At 39.2% G+C, this 21250-nt stretch carries 15 protein-coding genes; all 15 read right to left on the bottom strand.

Annotated features, from left to right (window positions below):
• Positions 1 to 198: 198 nt before the first annotated feature.
• A complete protein-coding gene (locus tag ACFILY_RS07230) occupies positions 199 to 3417 on the bottom strand; it encodes a BID domain-containing T4SS effector (protein ID WP_375637749.1) in 3219 nt (1072 codons plus the stop codon).
• A gap of 332 nt (positions 3418 to 3749) precedes the next feature.
• Entirely contained in the window at positions 3750 to 5630 is a 1881-nt protein-coding gene (locus tag ACFILY_RS07225; protein WP_375637748.1) for a BID domain-containing T4SS effector, read from the bottom strand.
• A 211-nt stretch (positions 5631 to 5841) separates the two neighbouring features.
• On the bottom strand, positions 5842 to 7122 hold the full coding sequence (locus tag ACFILY_RS07220; RefSeq protein ID WP_375637747.1) for a BID domain-containing T4SS effector: 1281 nt from the start codon (positions 7120 to 7122) through the stop codon (positions 5842 to 5844).
• A 353-nt stretch (positions 7123 to 7475) separates the two neighbouring features.
• Positions 7476 to 8318 carry a BID domain-containing T4SS effector gene (locus ACFILY_RS07215; protein WP_375637746.1) on the bottom strand — a complete coding sequence of 281 codons (843 nt, stop codon included), beginning with the start codon at positions 8316 to 8318 and terminating at the stop codon, positions 7476 to 7478.
• Positions 8319 to 8661: 343 nt separating this feature from the next.
• Positions 8662 to 9939, bottom strand: a complete 1278-nt coding sequence (locus ACFILY_RS07210; RefSeq protein WP_375637745.1) for a BID domain-containing T4SS effector — start codon at positions 9937 to 9939, stop codon at positions 8662 to 8664.
• 310 nt (positions 9940 to 10249) lie between these two features.
• A complete protein-coding gene (locus ACFILY_RS07205; protein ID WP_375637744.1) occupies positions 10250 to 11848 on the bottom strand; it encodes a BID domain-containing T4SS effector in 1599 nt (532 codons plus the stop codon).
• Positions 11842 to 12063 (bottom strand): hypothetical protein, encoded by a 222-nt coding sequence (locus ACFILY_RS07200; RefSeq protein ID WP_375631330.1) that lies wholly within the window; start codon positions 12061 to 12063, stop codon positions 11842 to 11844. The genes ACFILY_RS07205 and ACFILY_RS07200 overlap by 7 nt, the downstream gene beginning before the upstream one ends.
• Positions 12064 to 13128: 1065 nt before the next feature.
• Positions 13129 to 15045 carry a Ti-type conjugative transfer system protein TraG gene (traG, locus tag ACFILY_RS07195; RefSeq protein ID WP_375631331.1) on the bottom strand — a complete coding sequence of 639 codons (1917 nt, stop codon included), beginning with the start codon at positions 15043 to 15045 and terminating at the stop codon, positions 13129 to 13131.
• A 155-nt stretch (positions 15046 to 15200) separates the two neighbouring features.
• A complete protein-coding gene (locus ACFILY_RS07190; protein ID WP_375637743.1) occupies positions 15201 to 16832 on the bottom strand; it encodes a BID domain-containing T4SS effector in 1632 nt (543 codons plus the stop codon).
• Between the two features lie 10 nt (positions 16833 to 16842).
• The gene (locus tag ACFILY_RS07185) at positions 16843 to 17016 is read right to left on the bottom strand and encodes an antitoxin VbhA family protein (RefSeq protein WP_275065231.1); all 174 of its coding nucleotides are present in this window, start codon (positions 17014 to 17016) and stop codon (positions 16843 to 16845) included.
• Positions 17017 to 17123: 107 nt separating this feature from the next.
• On the bottom strand, positions 17124 to 18194 hold the full coding sequence (gene virB11 / locus ACFILY_RS07180; protein ID WP_273790955.1) for a P-type DNA transfer ATPase VirB11: 1071 nt from the start codon (positions 18192 to 18194) through the stop codon (positions 17124 to 17126).
• Complete coding sequence (virB10, locus tag ACFILY_RS07175) at positions 18191 to 19351, bottom strand: type IV secretion system protein VirB10 (protein ID WP_273790956.1); 1161 nt, start codon at positions 19349 to 19351, stop codon at positions 18191 to 18193. Before virB10 ends, virB11 begins: the two co-directional genes overlap by 4 nt.
• On the bottom strand, positions 19344 to 20210 hold the full coding sequence (virB9, locus tag ACFILY_RS07170) for a P-type conjugative transfer protein VirB9 (protein ID WP_375637742.1): 867 nt from the start codon (positions 20208 to 20210) through the stop codon (positions 19344 to 19346). The genes virB10 and virB9 overlap by 8 nt, the downstream gene beginning before the upstream one ends.
• On the bottom strand, positions 20207 to 20911 hold the full coding sequence (locus ACFILY_RS07165; protein ID WP_273790958.1) for a virB8 family protein: 705 nt from the start codon (positions 20909 to 20911) through the stop codon (positions 20207 to 20209). Before ACFILY_RS07165 ends, virB9 begins: the two co-directional genes overlap by 4 nt.
• The gene (locus ACFILY_RS07160; RefSeq protein WP_273790959.1) at positions 20865 to 21179 is read right to left on the bottom strand and encodes a type IV secretion system protein VirB7; all 315 of its coding nucleotides are present in this window, start codon (positions 21177 to 21179) and stop codon (positions 20865 to 20867) included. Before ACFILY_RS07160 ends, ACFILY_RS07165 begins: the two co-directional genes overlap by 47 nt.
• Between the last annotated feature and the right edge of the window lie 71 nt (positions 21180 to 21250).

Raw genomic sequence — 21250 nt, 5'->3', positions numbered from 1 at the left:
AAATGATTGATCCTTTTATTTTTCCTGTTCAGGTTTCTTTTCACAGTTGATGAGGATAACATCTGAAAAAATAAGATAAAATTGCTCTCTCATGGTTTCCATTCTCGTTGAGGTCGATTGATTTGCCGATGAAGGCAGGGGGGGTAAAGGCTATCATTTTTACCAGAGAGGGCAAAAAAGTTAAAGTTTATGGACCCTTTAGATATTCATTGCCATTGCTTTTGTGTGCTCTGTTTTGTGAGGTTGAATATTTTCTTGTCTTTTAGGACTCTGATTGACGTTTTCTGTCATTTTTTGCACTTTAATTGCTTCTTTATCGAGAGTGTTGGAACATTTTTTTTCATTATTTTTCTTTATAGATTGATGCTGGATAGATTGATACTGGTTTGGTGCTAAGCGCTCATCGAATTTATGGTTATAAAAATACATGGGTTGTATATGCTGTTCTATCTCTTTTATCTGCTTGATTATTTCCATAATCTCTTTTGCTTTAACGGTTGATGTACCAAGACTCTTCGCAAGTTTTTCAGGATTATTTTCCTTTATAGCTTCATGCTCGCTTGAGGATAAGCGCTCATTGATTTTTTTGATATAAGTCCTTATCTCCCCCCTTAATTCAGGAGAGTTTGATAAAGTTTCTTGCTGTTGTGCTTTTGACAAGGAAAAGAGATTTTTCATCCAAGCCTCAGGAATTTTTACCGACTGTTCACACCGCCTTTGTTTTACATGATGGGTATGGAGAATGTCTCTTTCTGTTTGTTTAAAAATATTGATATAACGATCAATGGCTCTACAGAGGGGCAAAATATTTGCTTCAGCATGGGCACGCGCGTTGTTTTTTATGCCAAATACATTGCTACCAGAAAGCTTAGAAATAGATTGGGGAGAGGTGGTAATTTGATAGGTGAGCTGTTCTCCTTCAGTATGATTTTCATGGATCATCTCAATTCTTTCCTGCAAAATATGACGATTGCCATAAATGATTTGACACAAAGTTTCGATTTCTTTTCTTCTTGCTTGAATGGATGCGTTGTTTTTTATCCTTGTGGCAATTTCATTGTTGGTAAGGGGGGCTATTGTTTGTGCGGGGATAAGCACTTCTTGCTGGTTTTGAACTTTTGGTGCTGTAAAGGAGAGGGCGTCACCGATTTTTAATGTCTGTATTTGCTCTGGGGTGAGATCTTTTTTATTTCCCAAGATGAAAATCCCGTTGGCATCAAGCATGAAGCCATTGGACCCACTGCCTCTGTAGAAGCCTTTATAGGTATGACCTTCTTTTGCTGTTATAATAAGATGATTATGAAGACTCTCAAATCCGATATGTTTCATATTGTCCATGAATTCTTTTAAAATAAGTATTTTTTCTGGATTTGAGATATCTTCAAGCAGATGTTTCATCTCTTCCTTATCGTTATGTTTTAGCGATGCAATGCTGGCAAGATTCATGCGTTTTTCTGTTACAAGAGAAAAGTCGAGTGTGTGGCCAGCAACTTGCCCAAGTTTTTCAAAAAACATTCGTTGTGTGCGTCCATTACCTTCTCTGAAGGGATGCGTATAGTTGAGCTGTATCAACATTTCAGTGACATGTTCAATAAATGTTTCGCGGGTTAAGCCTTTTAAACTATTCGTTTCAGCAAGTATTTTATCTAAATTTTCTAGTCCCTCTTGTATCTGTTTTGCTGAGGCAAAAGAAATCCCAGCTTTTTTCATCATTGGCATATAAGCAACGGTACCATCTTCAAATGTAAATGGTTTTTCGCGTGTTTGTCCGGCCCATTCAAAAGTATTTTTAAATAGGGTGTGATGAATATATTGGAGATATGTGGAAGTTAGTTTTTGCGGTGGCGCTTCTTGGCGTAGATGAATGATTGCTTTTGTTGTATCATGGGCACATTGCACTTTTAATTTTTTATAGTCGTTTATTCCATATTTATTTTTTAAGGTGATACTATTAGGGCAAAAGAAATTACGGTACATTGTCTTATTTTCTTCGGTTTGAGGCGATGAGGATAATTTCTCCTGTAAGGTGAGAGGGACGGTGTCCGTTTTTTTTGTACCAGTGTCCCAGTATGCCATTGCTTTTTTTGGGGGCTGTTTCATTCTTTCTTGATGATCAGAGCGTTTTTCCTTTGTCATTTGGACAGATATTGGATTATTTGTCGCTGTATTGCTGGTCTGTAAAATGTTTTTTTGGAAATCTTTTTGCATTTGCCTCATAGAGGAAGCAGATTGAGCAATTGGTTTGGTCATTTGTTCTTGTTCTTGCAAATTTTCGGGCATAACTTCAATGCTGTCATGTAAAGCATGAGGGGCACTCCATGGTGAAAAATGGGCTTTTTCTTTTTTCTTTGTTTGAATGGATGCGTTGTCTTTGCTCTTTTCAGTTATTTCATCGTTTGTGAGAACGGCTCTTTTTTTTCTGGAAGCAATGTTTTTTTCTGGGTTTTGAGTTTTGGGCGCTGTAAAGGAGAGGGCGTCACCGATTTTTAATGTCTGTATTTGCTCTGGGGTGAGATCTTTTTTATTTCCTAAGATGAAAGTCCCGTTGGCATCAAGCATGAAGCCATTGGGTCCACTGCCTCTGTAGGTACCATGATAGGTTTCTCCTTCTTTTGCGACGACAGCGAGATAATAATTTTTTTCATCCAATCCAAGCTTTCTCATAGAGTTGGTAAATTCTTGTAAAATGAGCAATTTTTCTGGATTTGAGATATCCTCAAGCAGATGCTTCATAGGCTCTGGATCGCCATGTTCCATGGCAGCGGCGCGGACAAAGTCTTTACGTTTTTTGCTCACAAGAGAAAAGTCTAGCTCATGTCCTGCTGCTTGAGCGAGTTTTTCAACAAACAGTCTCTTTGTGCGCCTATTGCCCTCTCTGAAAGGATGCAAGTGGTGCAAATCTATCATTATTCCAGCGGCTTGTTCAACGAATTCTTCGCGCGTTAAGCCTTGTAAATTATTCTTTTCAGAAAGCGTTTTATCTAACTTTTCTAGTCCCTTCTGTATTTTTCTGCCAATCGCAAAAGGTTTTGTAAATTCTTTTCTTTTCAAAATGGGCATAGAAGCAACAGTACCATCTTCAAATGTAAAAGGCTCTTCGCGTGTTTGTCCGGCCCATTCAAATGCACGGGAAAAGAGGCGTTGATGAAGATATTTTAGATAGGAGGAATTAAACTGCTCAGGTAGAGGTTCTTGACGCAGTTTTATCATTTCTTTCTTTACATCATCACAACATCGTTCTTTTAATATTTCTTGCTCTTTGATGCGGTATTTATTTTTAAGCACCTTGCTATTGGGATAAAAGAAATTCTGCGATGCTTCATTGATTTGCTTTGAAATGGCTGCACTAATTGCAGAGTGTTGTTCTTGCAATTTTTCCTGTGAGGAAGAGGCATAATGTTCTGTATTTTCTTTCATGCATATTTCCTTTCAAATGGTAACATTATTTTTTGAAAGCTTTTTTATATTTTTTGCCTTTTATTATTTTATGGTGTTTTCTTTAAAGAAGAATGCCTATTTGAATGATTGAAAAAATTGACCTTATTCGCATGGAGCAAAGTTAATCATGGAACAAAGTTAAAGTGTGTAATTTTTATGAAGTATTATCGTGAAATTTTATCAATGAATTCTGTAAAATAATGGGGTGTCTTATTCAAAGTTTTCTGTATTTTATACACCGTCTTTGATGCAATCTTGGCAAGATAATTCCACCAAAGTTTTGTATGAAAAGCCAACAATTGGGAGATTTATTACGACAAAGCTATAGCTTTTGATGCTTCGGCTCTGCGCTGTCGAATATGCGGCTGGTCTTCTTGTCTACAAGTTTCTGCAACTTCTTGATGCCGCTTTACTGTTGAGCGTTCAGGCAGCTTCGGGGGCTGCGATAAGCTTTGCTGCTTTTGTAATTTTTTATCGAAATCGGTAGGTGGTTGATAACGTTTTTGTTGTTCTTCCTGATGGTTTTGCACAATGGTTTCTCTTAACTGTTTTATTGTATCAGCATAGTCCTTAATGGCGGTACAAAGGGTAGGGATATTTTCTTCAGCGGCTTTGCGTGCTCCGTTTTTTATGCCAAGGGTTTTTCTACCAGCAAGTGGAGCAAAAGATGTAGAATCCTTTTCAATTTGAAATACAAGCTCTTCTCCCATCTCTGGAATTTTGTGCATATCTTCCATTCTATATTGTAAAATAAATGGATCATCATAAACAATTTGGCACCAATATTGGATCTCTCTTTGACCATATTGAACCGATGGATCTTGTTGAACTCTGCGGGCAATTTCCTGATTTGAGAGAGGCTTTATTTTCTTTTCTGAATTGAGCGAATTTTGTAAATGTTGATTTATTGGATCTTTCTCTTGTGCTTGTCGCTGATGTTGTTGTTCCGTGTGAAAACCTTGTGAAATATTTTCACTTTTTGTATATTTTGAAGTATACATATAACCGTTAATAGCAGCACATAGGGTAGGAAGAGTTTCTTCAGCTTGTTTGCGCGCGTTATTTTTTATGCCGAGAACTTTTCTACCAGCAAGCTTAGAAATAGACTTAGGCTGTTCTGTAATATCCCATAAGAGCTGTTCTCCCATATTGGGGTTTTCTTTGATTGCTTCTATTCTTTCTTCTAAAATAAGCCTGTTGCCATAAACCTTTTCGCACAAAAATCGTATTTCTTCTTGATATGCTACGAGTAACAGCTCTCTTTCCATTGTATTAATAGATGATTTTTGTCCGTGAGACGGTTTTGGTTGTTCAATTGCTGTGTGTGGAGAGGCAGGTTTTGGGACGATAGTATCGCTTTGTTTTCTGTTTCCCATACGGTGCGGTTTTCTTGAAGGAGGGACGGCATATGTTCCACTGTCTTGTGATGATGAACTGCTTTGCTGTCTGACTTTCATATGTGATGGTGTTTTGGGTCTAACACTTGGGTCGTATGTTTCAGGATTTTGGATTTTTGTACCGTTTTGCACTCTGTCTCTCATGCGTGGCGATGTTTGCGAAGTAGGCGTTGCATAGAGGAGTTCTCTCTCTTGAACCGTTGTTTTGTTTTGTCCTCTATCTTTTGCACGTGGTGGTCTTTGTGGAGCTGCTTTTGTGTGCGGAGAGGAGTTTTCTTGGATTTGTGAGCTGGGGATTTTTGTTCCGGTTTGTGCTTTTTCCCTCATGCGTGGGGGTGTTTGCGAAGTAGGCGTTGCATAGAGGTGTTCTCTCTCTTGAGCTGTTGTTTTGTTTTGTTCTCTATCTTTTGCACGTGGTGGTCTTTGTGGAGGCGTTTTTGTGTGCGGAGAGGAGCGTTCTTGGATTTGTGAGCTGGGTTGTAGATTTTCTTTTGTGCGTGGGGGTTTGGGCGGAGCTACTTTTGTTTGTAGAGGAGGTATCTCTTGGGTTTTGGTGCTGGGGATTTTAGCGCTGGAGGGCATTGTGCTGGTTTGAGTGTTTGCTCTCATGCGGGGGGGGGGCGGTGGCGCAACCTTTGGGTGGTGTGATAAATTTTCTGGGCGTTTTTCTACAGTTGGTTTTGGCAAATTTTGAGAAACTTGGGAAGGAGGGGTTCTGGTGGGGGATTGTTCAGCCGGTTGTTGAAATTTTTCCATCATTTCGGTGATAAAAGGGGAGGGATTTCTTTTTTTCATGCATGTTCCTTTCAAACTCTTCCAATATTGTTTTTAAATACTATTTAAAAACGTACGTTGGTTTTTATTCTGTTTTATGCTTTTTTACTCGGTCTTTACGAGAGCAGATATGAAACTGAATGGTTTCACAAGATGGGGCTTTCTTGGCGCAAACACCCCTGTTCTGTGTTGCGCCAAGATGTTAGATTTAATGTGAAAACTTATGTCCTGTTTAGCTGGCAAAAGCCATCGCTTTTGGGGCGGTAGTTTTGCGAGGACGAATATCTGTTTCTCTTTGTTGCGTAGAGGTTGTTGCTTCTTCATGCGGTACTATTGAAGGCTCGGGGCGTTGAGCAGACTGTGAGACGCTTTGTTGTTGATGCAAGTTTTGCGATCTCTCAGAAGATGCTTCATTGTGTTCTTGTTTTGTCTGCTGAGTTTTTGAAAAGCTCTCTCTTACTTGTGTTACAGCCGTTGCATAATTGTCAGTGGCGTCAATGAGGTGAGAAAGACCAGCTTCAGCATGCCTGCGTGCTTGATTTTTAAAGCCACAAAAGTTACGACCAGCGTACTTGTGAAAAGATTGAGGATTTCCGACAAGTTGCTGTGCGAGTGCTTCTATTGTTTCAGGGTTTTGGAAAAGTGTTTCCACTTGTGATTGCAAAATGTTTTTGTTGCCAAAAACAACACCGCACCAATATTGGATTTGGGCATGGTGTCTTTTGACTTTTGAATGTTGGTGAATTTGGGTAGAAATTTCTACTTCTGAAAGCGTTGCTTTTTCACGTTGATCTGGTTTTTGTAGAAGTTTAGCGACGGCTTCCTTCCCCATAAAGCGTTCATAGTTTTTGAATTCTTGCTCTGGAGATTGTAAGAGGTTCTCTCTTGCCTGTTTTACAGCTTCTGTATAACAATCAATGGTGATACTGAGAGTGGAATAACTCTCTTCCGCTTGTCTACGCACTCGATTTTTAAAGCCCAACATGCTGGTGCCTAGAAGTTTAGCAATACTTTCAGGATAGGCTGCCATGCGCCATGAGAGCTCTTCTCCTGCAGCTGGATTTCTTTGAATTTCTTGCATTTTTTCTTGCAAAATGTTTGGGTTGCCATAAGCACTTGCGGATAAACGTTGGATTTCTTCTTGATAGGTTCGAACCAATGAATGGTGTGGAAGCAATTGAATGATTTCTTCCTCTGAGAGAACTCTTGTTGTCCTTTGGGAAACTTGTGAAGGAATTGTTGCGTGTGTCGTTTCAGTTTTTTGCGGTCTTTTGGTCGAGCTGCCTCTTGTTAACGAAGCTGTTGGATTTGTTGATGTATATACAGTTTCTTCGTTTAAAAGAGATTGTCTTTCCTCATCTTCTTCCGGTATGGATGACAGTCTTTTGCTTTTTGAAGGCGTTTCTTTAGGAAGGGGGGCTGCGCCTGAGACCTCTGCCGCTGCTTGTTCATAGAGCTTTATAAGTTCTTGTATTGAAGAGGATGGAAAAGGATGAGGGTGGTTTTTTTTCATGCATGTTTCCTTTCAAAAATTGTTTTAGAAAACCTCTTTGGTGCATTTTTGCCTTTTATGCTTGGATCGCTTTGAGACAAAAGAAATATCGAGCTGAATGAGTTTCCAAAGATCTGCGCTATTTGCAATCAGCTTAATGGACATTTGTGTCTTTTATACAGTTTTTTTGTGAAATATTATCAATAAGTTATCAATAGTTGTCGTGAATTACAGGCGCCATTTTTAGGACTATCTTTTGTAACATTCTAAAACAATTCTTGGCGCAATCGCGATGAAACGATTTGCGCCAAGAAACTCACTGAAAAAAAATTACATGAAAAACAAAAACTATCTGTTTTTACGTCTATGCCTCCTTACATGGCATAAGAAAATCCTTTTTCTCCATGTCTTTGTCGTTGAGGGCTGTGCTCTGGACTATTGTGTTCTTGTCCTCTTGTGTGATGATGATGACGATGATGGTGTCTCTCAACTTGCTGAGAATTTTCTTGACGGCGTCTTTGTTCCGCTAGAGGGGTGTGCAATAGCTGTTCCATTGCATTTTCTACAGCTTTCGTATAACCATCAATGGCATCAACGAGCAGTGTAAAACCGTCTTCAGCTGCTTTGCGTGCTTGATTTTTTAAGCCAAGTGTGGAGCGTCCAGCAAGCCTGTGCATAGATTCAGGATTTTCAGCAAGTTGATTTGAAAGCTCTTTTCCTTTAGTGGGATCTTTAAGTATGTCTTGCAAGTGCTGTTGGAAAAGCGTGTCACTGTTATAAACAGTTGTACCCCAATGCACGACCTCTTGTGCATATGCTTGAACTTGTGGACTTTTTAAAAGCATGACACTTATTTGATCAGCTGTGAGGGAAGATGAAGGTCTTCCTCTTTGTTGTGGAGCAACCATTGTATAGTCGGTTTCAGAACTTTCTCTTCCCCGATCAGGATGTCTCCCTCTTGAAGGGGTAACACTGCTAACTGATGCGTATGTAACTTCCTCTTCGCGTTTTGGGGGAGCAACCTCTGTGTAATCGGTTTCAGAACTTTCTCTTCCCCGATCAGGATGTCTCCCTCTTGAAGGAGAAACACTGCTAACAGTTGCGTATGTAACTTCCTCTTCTGGGGTTGGACCGCGCTGGTTTCCTCTGGTTGGTTTCTTAACTTGTGCATAGAGGGCTTCTGGATTTGCAGAAGGATGTGGATGATGTTTTTTCATACATATTTCCTTTCAATATTTTTAGAAAACCTCTTTGGTGCATTCCCCACTTTTAGTTTTGATAACTTTTATATAAAGGAAGATATCCAACCGAATGACCGCCAAAGATTTTGCGCTATTCAATATTGATATGTAATGAACATTTATGTCTTTTATACAGTTTTTTTATGAAATTTTATCAATAAGTTACAATAAATTACAGGATCCACTTTTAGAACTATTTTTTGTAACATTCTAAAACAACTCTTGGCGCAATCGCTATGAAATGATTTGCGCCAAGAGATTCTATGAAAAAAAGATTAAATGAAAAACAAAAACTATCTGTTTTTACGTTTATGTCCACTTACATGGCAAAAGCCATTCCTTTTTCTCCATGTCTTTGTCTTTGTGGGCTGTGCTCTGGACTATTTTGTTCTTGTCCTCTTGCATGACGATGATGATGGTGGTGGTGGTGTCTGTGTTCTGCTTCTCTTTCTGGACTTTCTTGTCTTTGACCTCTTTCTCTTTCATGCTCCCGTGTAAACTGTTTATGGAGCTTTTGTGCCGTATGTATATGCCTCTCAAGAGCTGAGCAAAGGGGAGAAAAACCATCTTCAGCTTCTCTGCGGCTTGGAGACTTTACACCAAGTATTTTGCTCCCCGCAAGCTTGCCAGGACCTTCAGGATTTTCTGCAAGGCCCCATAAGATTTGCTCTGCATTTTGAGGATCGTCAAGAATTTTAGCAAGTTGTTGATTCAAAGCATGTTCGTTACCATAAACAACTCTGCACCACTCTTGCGTTTCTCTTACACCATATTGAAAGTCTACGTTTTTTAAAAGCTTTGTTGTAACCACATCTTTTTGGGTTCTGGGAGGGGGTGTTGCTCCTCCTCCAACGCCTTGGTAGATAGGATTTTCTAGTTGTTCAGACTCTTGCCTACCTTCAGCCCCCATGCCAACCGTTGTATAGACAGATTCGAGTGGTCTTTGGGGAGAGGGCTCACCACGTTCATCAAAGTTAAGCTCTGCATAGAGATGTTCCGGTTCTTGGCGATGTCCTCCACCCTGTGCTCCTCCACCAATTGTGTCATAGGGTGTTTGCCAACCTTGCGCTTCCAAGTCCGTTATTTTATAGGGGTCTACGAGTCTGTCGGTGCGCCGCCCATCACTTGGTCTTCCACCAAGTCTGTCATAGGGATTTCCTAGTGGCTGTTGGGGAGCATAGATCGTTTCTGCTGGTTGTTGAAGTGTGTATTGTTGTTGGTTTCGCTGTTCTTTGGGTGGTTTATTAACCTTTGCGTAGAGGTCTTCTACATTAGGAGATCCTAGGTTTTGTTGGTCAAGTGGCTTTTTGGGAGCAAAGACCGTTTCTGGTGGTTGTTGAAGTGTGTATTGTTGTTGGTTTCGCTGTTCTTTGGGTGGTTTATTAACCTTTGCGTAGAGGTCTTCTACATTAGGAGATCCTAGGTTTTGTTGGTCAAGTGGCTTTTTGGGAGCAAAGACCGTTTCTGGTGGTTGTTGAAGTGTATAGTGTTGTGGGTTGCGCTGTTCTTTGGGTGGTTTATTAACCTTGGCATAGAGGGGGTCTTGGCTCTGGGGTTGTGGGTTCTGGGGGGCTGGTTGTGGGTGACTTTTTTTCATGGCTGTTTCCTTTCAATATTTTTAGAAAACCTCTTTGGCGCATTCCTCACTTTTTTGATAACAACTTTAGGATAAGGTAAGATATCAAATTAAATGACCTCCAAAGATTTCGCGCTATTCATATTGATATATAGTGGACATTTATGTCTTTTATACAGTTTTTTTATGAAATATTATCAATAAGTTACATCAAATTAAAGGATTCATTTTTAGGACTATTTTTTGTACCATTTTAAAACAATTGGTGAGCGTAATGGAGATAAAATGATTGGCGCTAAGAGTTAGTTGGAAGGCAAAAGTTCACGCGTTTTTAGCCGGTAAGAGCAAGCGATGAAGAGCGACTAACTTTCAAGCTGCGGGCTTGACATTGTGCTTCTTGGGTGTTCTTTACAGTATTCGCAATTTCTTTTGCTTTGCTTTCCGATGTCCCAAGGAGGCACGCTAGTCTGGTATGATCTTTTTCTTGTATGGCTTTACGCTCTTCTGAGGATAGACGATTGTGTAGTTGGCGCGAAAAGTGATGGAGTTCTTGTCGTAGTGTTAGAGAATGCAATAAAGCTTCCTTTTGTTGTTCTCTTGGTAAGGCAAAAAGGTTTTGTAAATTTTTTCCAGGTGTTTCGACAGTGTGACTCAGGCGATTTTGTTCTCTTTGATGTTGCTCTAAAATTTCTTCTTTTGTTTGTTGTGTTATTGTGGCATAATTTTTAAGGGCTTGGCTGAGTTGTGGAGCAGTTTGTTCCGCCAGTCTGCGATTTGGGCTTTTCATGTCAAGTATTTTTCTCCCTGCAAGTTTAGAAATTGATTGAGGGTTTTGTAAAATTTCATCAGCAAATTGATTTCCTAAGCTTGGATCAGCCGTTAAGATATCTATTTTTGTATTTAAGGCGTGGATTTTACCATAAACAGTCTTTGATAAATTTTTGATTTCTTTTCGGCATGCTTCAACATAAGCGTCATTTGAAATCTTTGTGAATAACTCTTCATGGGTGAGAGATTCTAATGTTTCTTTTGGGATCAATATTTCTTTTACATTTTGAACGTTGGTTTTTTGAAAGCAGAGGCGAGTACCGTTTTGTAATGTTTTGACGAGTTCTGGGGGGAGATCATCTTTGTGGCCGACTACGAAAGCACCCTCTACTTCCATGACAAAACCTTCTGCTGAAAAACCTCTAAAGACGCCTTCGTAGGTTACATCTTCTTTTGTTGCAACAACAACACGATTGTTAATTTCATCCAGTCCCGCGTTTCTCATTTGGGAGATGAATTCTTTTAAAACAAGGGATTTTTGCGGATGTGTGATATCTTCAAAAAGATCTTTCATCGGTTGGGGATTGCCATATTGCATGGCTTCAATACAAGCTGCTGTCATGCGTCCTTTTGTGATGAAAGAAAAGTCAATGGTATGTCCTGCGGCTTGTCCAAGTTTTTCCATAAACATTCGATTGACGCGCCCATTCCCTTTTCTGAAAGGATGTGCGTGCTCGAGCGCCATAAAAACTTCTGCGGCATTTTCAGCAAATTCTTGGCGCGATAAACCTTTTAAATTGTTCTTCTCATTAAGTGTTTTTTCGAGTTGTTTTAGTTCTTTTTGAATCTGCGGTCCGATAGCAAAAGGAACTTCATAACCTTTGGGACGCATCGCCGGCATATGGGCAGTGGTGCCGTCTTCAAATGTAAAGGATGTATCGCGGGTTTTTCCAGCCCATTCAAAAGTTCTGTGGAAGAGGCTCCAGTGGATTAGTTTTAGATAGGAAGCATCAAATTTTTGTGGAAGTGGTTCGTGGCGAAAATTGACGGCTTCTCTGGCGGTATCATGAGCACAGCGTTCATACAGTTTTTTGGGGTCTTTTATGCCATATTTATTTTTGAGTGTTGGGGTACCTTTATATAGATAATTTTGCTCTAACATATAATCTCTCCTAAGTAGGTAGGGTGGTGGTTGATGAGCGTCTTAAACGCTGCATGTGAAAAATTCCCCTTCGCGTATTCTTTTGAGATTTTGGTAGTTATGAGAGAAAGCACTTTTCCCTCCAGTGTATGGATAGTTGTAGCAATCGTTTTGTGATGCTTTTGAAAGGTTTTTGGTGTAAGAGGTGCAAAATGTTCTGTTATGATTGTTTTCATGCCTATTTTCTTTTTTCATTTATTTTTGAAAAGTTTTTCTGATGGTTCCTTTGTTTATTACCTTGTGCTGTAAAATACTGGTATTGAGGGCCTTGATATGAATCCCATGAGTAGTTAGAAAATGAATTTTCTACAAATTGACTTTGGGTAAAATCTTCGTTCTTTGAGGTGTAAGGAAGAGGTCAAAAAGAAAAATGTTGCTTAAAATTGTTGTTTTTTTCCTTTAACAAAGTTGTTTGCAAGAGCGCTTTGATGAGGGGCGTGGATATGGCGGGTGCGATCGCTCTTGGTTAGCGGATGGTGCTGGTACTTTTTATACACAGTACTCAGATTGGTGAATCTATGGGTAAAAGCAGTTATCAAGAATTTTTCTCCATTATGTTTTTCTTACTGCTCCATATGAATATCTTGCCATACGAACATCTTGTTTGTGTATTTTTGCAACAAAATGTTTTTTATTTTGTATTGTTGCTCTTATTGTATTGCGCTGCTCTAAGATCCATAAGAGAGAAAACTCTTTCTTTGGTTGGGAGAAAAGCCTTTTTCAGCGCTTTATCATTAAAATAGAACACTTTATGATATCGTAAAGGGGGAAAAGCTTGTATAAGAATGATTTATTCATTTTGATGTATATCTTAAATGTTTTTTGGGAAAAATCGATGTTCTTGAGTGTGGGTGTTTTGAGAGTTCTTGTCTCAAAGATCAATCTTTTGTTTTTCTTAAGTCTTGATATTGGGGATTAGCGTTGTGAAATGTTTTTGGTTGTTTGTAGGAGATAAATTATACACAAAAAGCTTTGTAGGAATGTATTTGCAGACTTTCCCAAGTGGAGATGTTGGTTTAGTTATAGGTGATTTGAGGGGGTGGTATTTTTATAAAGATGATGGGCGCTGGTAAAACGATACACAAAATACAAAAAGGAAAAAACACGGATTTTTTTATCATGTTTTCCTTATATGTGTGAGGAAGCGTTCAAAAACTTTTTGTTAACGGGTTTTTAAAAAATAGAAATCTATGTTGTTTTTGTGGTTGTTCTTTTCATAGTCAAGATCTCATAATAGGAGGTTAGTTTTTCTTTTGTGGGGCAAAGCGGTTTTTTGCAGCTGCGGCTAACATTTCTTTTCTTCTGAAATAAATGGCGCGACCACATCGCAAAGGGGGGTGTCCTTGCATAAGAATAATTTGTTCATCTTGACGCATTTCTTGAATAACTTCATGGGGTAAAATCAGGGCTCTTTGTTGGTAATTGACGTTGTATGAACTCTTTCCTAAGGATAAGCCTCTTGATTTGCTTGTTCCGGTGACTTCAACGGTCATTTGGCCACAGCGTTCTGAAATGTCTTTGGCTGTTTGGAGGTCTTTAATGGCAGCATAGCTGACAAAAGAGCAGCTTTCAAACCATGAGCGTGCTCCGGCTTCTCCAAAGTGATTGACCAACTGACCAGAGGATTGATAAAAAAGCATTAAGGATGTACCGTATTTACGTCCACGATCGCGTGCTTCTTCTAAAATATTCATATAGCCTAGAAGATCAACTTCATCTAAGACAAATAAAACACGCTTTTTATAGTTACCGTCTGCTGTAACCATGGCATTGAGAAAGGCGCCAATAATTACACGTCCAATAGCTGGATAACTGTTTAAAATGCTTGCGGGGAGATTGAGAAAAACATCTGTATTGCCATTTGCAATATCTGAGGAAAAAAAATCATCTCCGCAGACAAGATCTGCGTAATTGGACAAAGAAAGCCATTGGGTATCTTTTGAGGCGGTTGTATAGACTCCTGAAAAGGTTTGTTCTGCCATTTCTGTAAAAATACCAACCATTTCACGAATAAAAGGAGAAGGTGTTGTTTCTTGAATCATGCGTAATTGATTAACAACAGCTGTTTCTGATTGAGAGAGAATGCCACGCAATGTTTTTAAATTGCGTTCGCTGTCTTCATATTCATCAGAAAATACAACGTGAGCAAGAAGAGCTGTTAATAAATTATGGGCTTGTGTCGAGAAATATTCTGCTGAAGAATTGTCTGATTTTTTATCTGTAAGGAGCAACTTGGAAAAGCTTACAATATTCGCTTCGCGTTGTGTGCGTGGTACGCTGTCGTCTAAAAGCCAATCGATGACATTAAAATTTTTTGTTAAAAATGAATTGGGATCGAGAACAATGACATTTCTATTCCCCATCTTTTGACGCGCAAATTTGACCATTGGGGCAACTTCTGTTGAAGGATCAAGACAAACAATAGACCCTGGATAGGTTAAACACGTAGGAACTACTGTACTTGTGGTTTTATAGCCACCAGAACCAGCAAAAAAGATCATATGAGTTGAACCAAAATCAAGATTAAAGGTTAGCAAAGGGGCTGTTCCACCCTTTCCCCATGTTGTTTTATTGCCAGGCGCAAAGGGAATTTTGCACACATTATCTTGATCAACACGGTATCTTTCACCCACAACAATTTGCCCATTGGCAGGAAAGATTTTTGCTGCCTCTCTTAAATTCATCCAAGAGGCCTCACCAAAAACACCTTTTTTTGCACGCTTGACCTTATTTTTAGGTGGAGAGGTTGTTATGAATTGAATGATGGAAAGAAAACCACCAATTATGATGCCAAAGACAACCATGGGGTCCATGAATTGAAGCGCATAGCTCCACGTTATTCCTTGTTGGCCAACATAGGGACTTAAACGTTTTATTTCACCACCAATATAGTAAAGAGCGGTTGTTCCAAAAAAAATAACGGAGACAAAAGTGATTATTTTACGTAAGTGCAGTTTTTGCGACAGACTATACAACAATGAAACAGCAGCCGTTAGTGCTAAGACTAATAAAGGCTCAGAACGAAGAGTCCAATAAATTTGATCGCTCTTTAGTCCATTTGTTATTAACAGTAAAAAATGAGGGACAAGGAATATCGTTAAAGCACCTAAAGCGATTGGTGTTAAAATAAGTACCATTTGTGTTTTGGTATATTTCATTGTATTTTACTCTCAATTCTATCAGAATATGTTGCGAAATGCTCTTTTTCAGGTACGTGATATTAACTCTCATCTCTTTTTGCAAAGGTGCAGATAACGCCAAACAGTTTTCGTTTATGAGCCTTTCTCATCAAGGAGGAAGGTTTTATCCATTCTTAGCAGGCCATAGCGAATGCTTTGGAATGGCGCATTGTGCATATTTGTGCTTGCTGATGTACTTCTTTGGTTTGCTTAATAATTTGTGTAATTTGTTTGGCTTTATTTTCTGATACACCAATGCTTTGAGCCAGTGTTTCATAATCATTATTTTGAACTGCTTTATGTTCATTTGGTGAAAGACGGGTGTTGATCTTTTTTACAAAGTTGCTGAGCTCTTTTTGACATAAAGAATTTTTTGCTAAAGCTTCTTGCTGTAATTCTTTTGGCAAGGCGAGGAGATCTTGCAAGCTTTGACTTGGCATTTCTATTGTTTTTGCAAGGCGACTTTGTTCTGTTGCATGTTCTTGCGTGATTTCCTTTTCAGCATATTTTACAGCATACGCGAAATTTGCAACGGCAGTACAGAGCATACCAATATGATTTTTAGCGTTTGCACGTGCCTGATTTTGTAGTCCACATAAACTGAAACCTGCAAGACGAGAAACAGAGCTCGGTGCCCTTTCAATCTTGTTGGCGAGCTGTTGGCCTAAGCTTGGATTTTTGATGATTTCTACCATCTGTTTGTCTAATGTTTTTGTATTACCATAAACAATTTTTGACAGTTTCTGGACCTGTTTTAGGCTTACGTGGACACAGGCATCTTCTGCAACCATTTGGGCCGTTTCATTTTTTGTCAAAGGGGCTAATTTCTCTTCTGGAATAAGAATGCTTTCAAGCTCTTTTGTTTCGGGAACGGTAAAGGTAAATTTATCACCGGGTTTTAATGTTTTGAGTTGTTCTGGTGTGAGATGTTCTTTATTGCCGATAATGTAAGCTCCTTTTACATTGCAGGCAAAGCTGTTAAGACCAGCACCTCTATAGGTGCCCGTGTAGGTTTCACCTTCCTTTGTGACCATAACAGGGCGATCATTCACACTACGCCCAAGTTCTTTCGTGTTGCTCATGAATTCCTTTAAAAGAGGTATTTTATTGGGATTAGAGATATCGTCAAACAGATGTTGCATTGGTTCTAGATTGTCATTTTGTATTGCTGCAACACTAGCAACCAACATGCGTTCTTTTGTAACCAGTGAAAAATCAAGCTGATGCCCTGCGGCTTTGGCAAGATTTTCAAAAAAGATCCGTTGTGTACGTCCGTTGCCTTCTCTAAAGGGGTGTGTATAGTTGAGAGAGGCAAATATTTTGGCTGCTTCATAAGCAAATTCTTTGCATGATAAATCCTGCAAATTATTTTTTTCGGCAAGCGTTTGATCTAATTTTTGTAAACCTTCTTGTAATTCGCTACCGACTGCAAAATTTGTTATTTTTTTCATTACTGGAGCGACGGCAGTAGTACCATCTTCAAATGTAAAGGGAACATTGCGGGTTTGTCCAGCCCATTCAAAGGTATTTTCAAATAGACATTGATGAATAAGGCATAGATAGGAGCTATCAAACTTTTCTGGTAAGGGGGCTTCACGCAGATTAACCATCGCTTTTGCTGAATCATGCGCACATCTTGCCGTAAAAGCGTCAAGGTTTGTTATTCCATATTTATTTTTTAATGTTTTGCTTTTAGGATACATATAATATTCAGGGGAAGGCACTGTGGATGTCACATCTGTTTTTTTTAATTTTGCTTTTGGCATTGTAGCTTCCTTATAATGTCGTGTTGTCCATAAGAGTATTAAATTCCTCGAGTGAAATATTCCCCTTTGCGTATTCTTCTAAAATTTTCAACGTTTTGGAATGAAGCGCTATTCCCTCTATTGCATGGGTGCTGATGGCTGCTTCAACGGCTTCACGGCGTTTTTTCAATTCTTCTTCTGTCATCGATAAAAGATTTTCTCTGTTTTCTGTTTCTTTGGTTTTCACGCATTTTTCCTTTTATTTGCAATCGTTTCTTTAAAAGAGCCTTTGGCAGCCGGTGTGATCTTCCTTTAGTCCCCTCCAAAGATGTTTCGTTGTTTGAAGGGATCGTAATAAATTTCTGTGACTTTAAATTTTCCTTCAATCCGTTTGCATTGGATGATGATATCAATCATTGAAATCAACAGTCCTCGAATATCATCACGCTCTAAATCACCACCGCCTTCACTTTCTTTGACCAAAAGGGTCATCTGCTCAAAGGCTGCAAGGGCTGTTGAGGCATGAACCGTTGTAATGGAGCCTGGATGACCTGAATTGACATTGCGGATATAATAAAAGGCTGTACCATCTCGAAGTTCTTGCAAAAGAATACGATCAGGACGCATCCGTAAAGATGATTCAAGCAACTCTTTGGGGCCAACGGAGGCTAAGCCTTGTCCATCTTTTGAATAGAACATTGAGACATGGTTAGGGTGTGGTATCACCAATTCTTGTGTGTCTTCGATGGTGATAATACGCTCTTCTTGAGGGATTTTTGCGATTAATGCTTTTGATAATGTTGTTTTACCCGAACCGGTTTTTCCCGCAATTAAAATATTTTTTTGGCATTCTACAGCTTGATTTAAAAAGGAGACAAAGTCTTTATTACAGTAGGCATGAGCTAAGTTATGCTCGATGATTTTGAGTTCGTTAAAACGAGAATGATAGTCATGCAAGGGCGTGAAAGATACCCGTTCACATAGCGAGAAGAGGCCCTTATTTGCGAGCTCTTCGAGAGAAAAACTCTGCGATGACGGTTTACGAATTGTCATACTAATCGTGTCTTTTTCGACAGCGGGCGGAATGACAATTTGAATACGCTCATTGCCTGGTAGCGTTGCAGATAATATTGGGTTTTTGTCCGATATGTTTTGCTTGGAATAGGATGCGACAACTTTCGCAATCCCCATAAGCTCATTAAAAGAGAGAGCCGGGGCTTCTATTGTTTTCCATCCATCAAACCCTTCAGTCATTACTTGATAGGGACGATTGATAACAATTTCAAAGAGACTATCATCTTTCAAAAAAGTACTGATGGGTTCAAGTTTTGTGAGAACAATCGCAACGGTTTCATCGCTCATGGTATGTAAGTTTGAGTTCATTCTAAAGTTACCGCCGAATTTTTGTAAAAGTTTCTTGAAACAGCTCGATTGATAATCTGTTTTTTGTTTTCGATGACTTTCAATTTATAAACGCTGGAAAAATCTAAATCGCGGGCAACAAAGATATTCACCATTTCCCCTTGGTTTTTGGATAATGTTGGAGGAATATTGGCGTAATTTTCTACGAGAATGTTTGCGATGTTTTGTCCTGAAGAGACTGTTTCAGTTTCTTCTTTTTCCTGTTTTTTTGATAAACGTTTATTGGCATAGTGTGTTACATCTTTTATTAGTGATACAAGAAGCGCAGACCCAATCCTCTCAAGCCAATGGTTATCAATATCTCCATCCATACCAGAACGCCCTAAAGCATCCGTTGCCGGTGAAGCTAAGGATATAATGATACCATTGGGGGTTTTTGCTCTATTCCATAGTACAAAGAGACGTGTTTGGCCTTTTTTCAATCCGGCGCGATATTCACCAACAATTTGGGTGCCTTTATCAAGAAGGACAACACGACCATTGTCTGATAAGATATCTCTGGAAACAATACAACTGGCAAAACCTTGTTGATCACTGTTGATGGCTGTTTCTAAAATACAAGGGATAGACGTTCCCATCGCGATGATGTAGTTTCGATTGCCAAGGGTTGAAGCACGAATACCTTCAAGCACTGTGGGTTTAAGAAGATGATTAAAACGTTGTGTTATTTCATCAGGTTTGCTTTCAAGTTGGTGAGGCAAAACACCATTATTTGTTTGTGAATCTATTTTGCCTTGTTGTGTACTTGCATAAGCTAATACAGGAGCACGTTGTGCTGCTTCCAGCAGTGAGTTATCAGAATTTAATTGATTGATGTTTGGTGTTGGTAGTTCGACTTTTGGTAATAGAGCGTTATTTCGTTGAGGCTGTTCAAAGGGGGGAGGGGTAGGCTTTGCAGGGCGAAAAAGCTCTGTTTGTTTTATAACGTTTCCTTCTTTTGAAGATTCAATTGGTTGTTTTTTGTCTGTAACAAGTGTTGAATAGGCTAAATAAAGACAGACACTGAAAAGAATAATAAGAGCAATAGCTTTCCCCACATTGTTCTGTTGACTTTTCCCTTGAGCATTTTTTATTGTATCGCGATCATTAATGCTTTTTTCATCCACGGTGTTATTCATGGCTGCTTCCTAGGTTCATTTTACGTTGTACAGATGGTGATGTCGTACCTGTTTCAGGATTAATTCCTTCTGGTACGAACCTTTTATTAAAGATGCACAATACTTCATTCCCACGTCGTAACGTGAATTGTGCACCTGTTGCATGAACAATAACTTTGTTGCCTTTAATCGATTTGGGAATAAGCGCTTCTTGCCCATCAGGCGATACAATGTAAATGGCAGGGATTTCAATGTTGCCTAAAAAGATAAAGGTTGTTGTTTTCCCATTATCATAGACAGAAGCGGGTTCAATAAGGGAAGAGCCTTGGGCTTCATAAGCCCAATTGCGTGGTCCAAAATCTTCATGGATATTTAAAATATCATTGACAAAGTTTTCTTCACGTTGTTTTTCTTTTTCTGCTTCGGCTAATTTCTTACGTAATGCTTCATCTTCTGGGTAACGAAACTTTACCAAGAAATACGTCTCATTGCCGGCTGAAACATCACCTTCACGGACTTGTAGCTCGAATTGATAAGAGCGTTGTGTTCCATCTTGGCGGCTTGTGACAATTTGTAAATTGGTCACAGGTTGGACTTCACGTGGTTTGAGAAAAACAAAGTGTCCAGCCGGAGCAACTTGCCAAGCAACCGAATTTCCAATTCCTACATAGGTTACTTCTTCATCAACGGCAAATTCTAGTTGAACCGAAGAGCGAATGGAGCCAATGATTTGTACGACGTTGTAGGGGTCATAATTGACAAATCTGATGCGGTTATCTTTACGTGCACTGACAGGCGCTGTTTCTGCAAGTGAGAAAACTGTGTGAAAGCTGAAAGTGATCGTAAAAATTAAAGAGATTGTTTGTAAAAGTCTGATCATTTTATCACCTCTGGATCAGATCTATATTCCGATACTTGAAAACCAAGAGGGTTGATAAGACGATCAGACGTTGAAATGTGTGCGTTCACGTAGGAAAAATTTAAGATTGAAATCCAATGGGAAATATTTTCTTTTTCATTAAAGTCTCTGATCGTTTTATAGTAACGAACTTGGATAAGATCTTTGCTTATAAAAGAGATTGATTTGATTGTGACCGTAGCAATCATGTTATGATAAATATTTTGCGGACTTTCTGGATTATTGCCCGCGTACCATTTTGCAAAACGGTTTTGTTCTTTTGGAGAAGATAAAAGAGAAACTAAGCGAAAATTGTTTTCTGCTTCGGATGCTTGAAAACCTTCACGAGCACGAACATATTGGCTGGCAAAATAACGCGTTATCGCTTCATCATAGTCGTTAGGGGATTCTTTTAGGGCGCTTACAGTATCAATAATGCCTGTTGAGTTATCAACGCGGATAACAAAAGGCTCTACTGTTTTCAAAGGCGTCAAAGCTGCGACAGCTAAAGCCAGCGCAATCGTCATCAATCCCAAAAGCACTGTTAAAGCCATGGAAATTTTCATCCGCACGCGCATGCTATGCATGCGATCAATGTCAAATGAGCGCGCTTCTTTTATATATTCTTCAAGGGCATCACTTTTCACGCATAACCTCCACTTTTTTATCAGATCGTGCTTCATGAATAACCGGCTTTAATAAAGCTGAATTGAGTGCCAAATTGGCTGTTACCTTTTCACTTTCCAAAGTATTGAGAATGATGGGAGTGGTAACAGGCTTTACGCTCTTTTCTGAGTGGACAACGTTTTTATTGTCCCAATTCCACTTATCTTTATTTAAAGCACGTGTATGTTTGCCATTACAGCGTGGTGGTTTTTTAGGGCCACTCAAAGAGGCACAACCAGTAAGAGCGATTGTTAGGACCATAACAAAAGTTATTTTTCGTTTCATTTTTTGAACTCACAAATATCTTGGAATACAATGCATGAGAGCCTTTATTCTGAACATGTTTACAAATTTAT

The sequence above is a fragment of the Bartonella sp. CL25QHWL genome (assembly GCF_042195335.1).
Taxonomy (GTDB): Bacteria; Pseudomonadota; Alphaproteobacteria; order Rhizobiales; family Rhizobiaceae; genus Bartonella.
The sequence above is the reverse complement of the archived record's forward strand: the minus strand, read 5'-3'. Positions and strand labels throughout refer to the sequence as shown.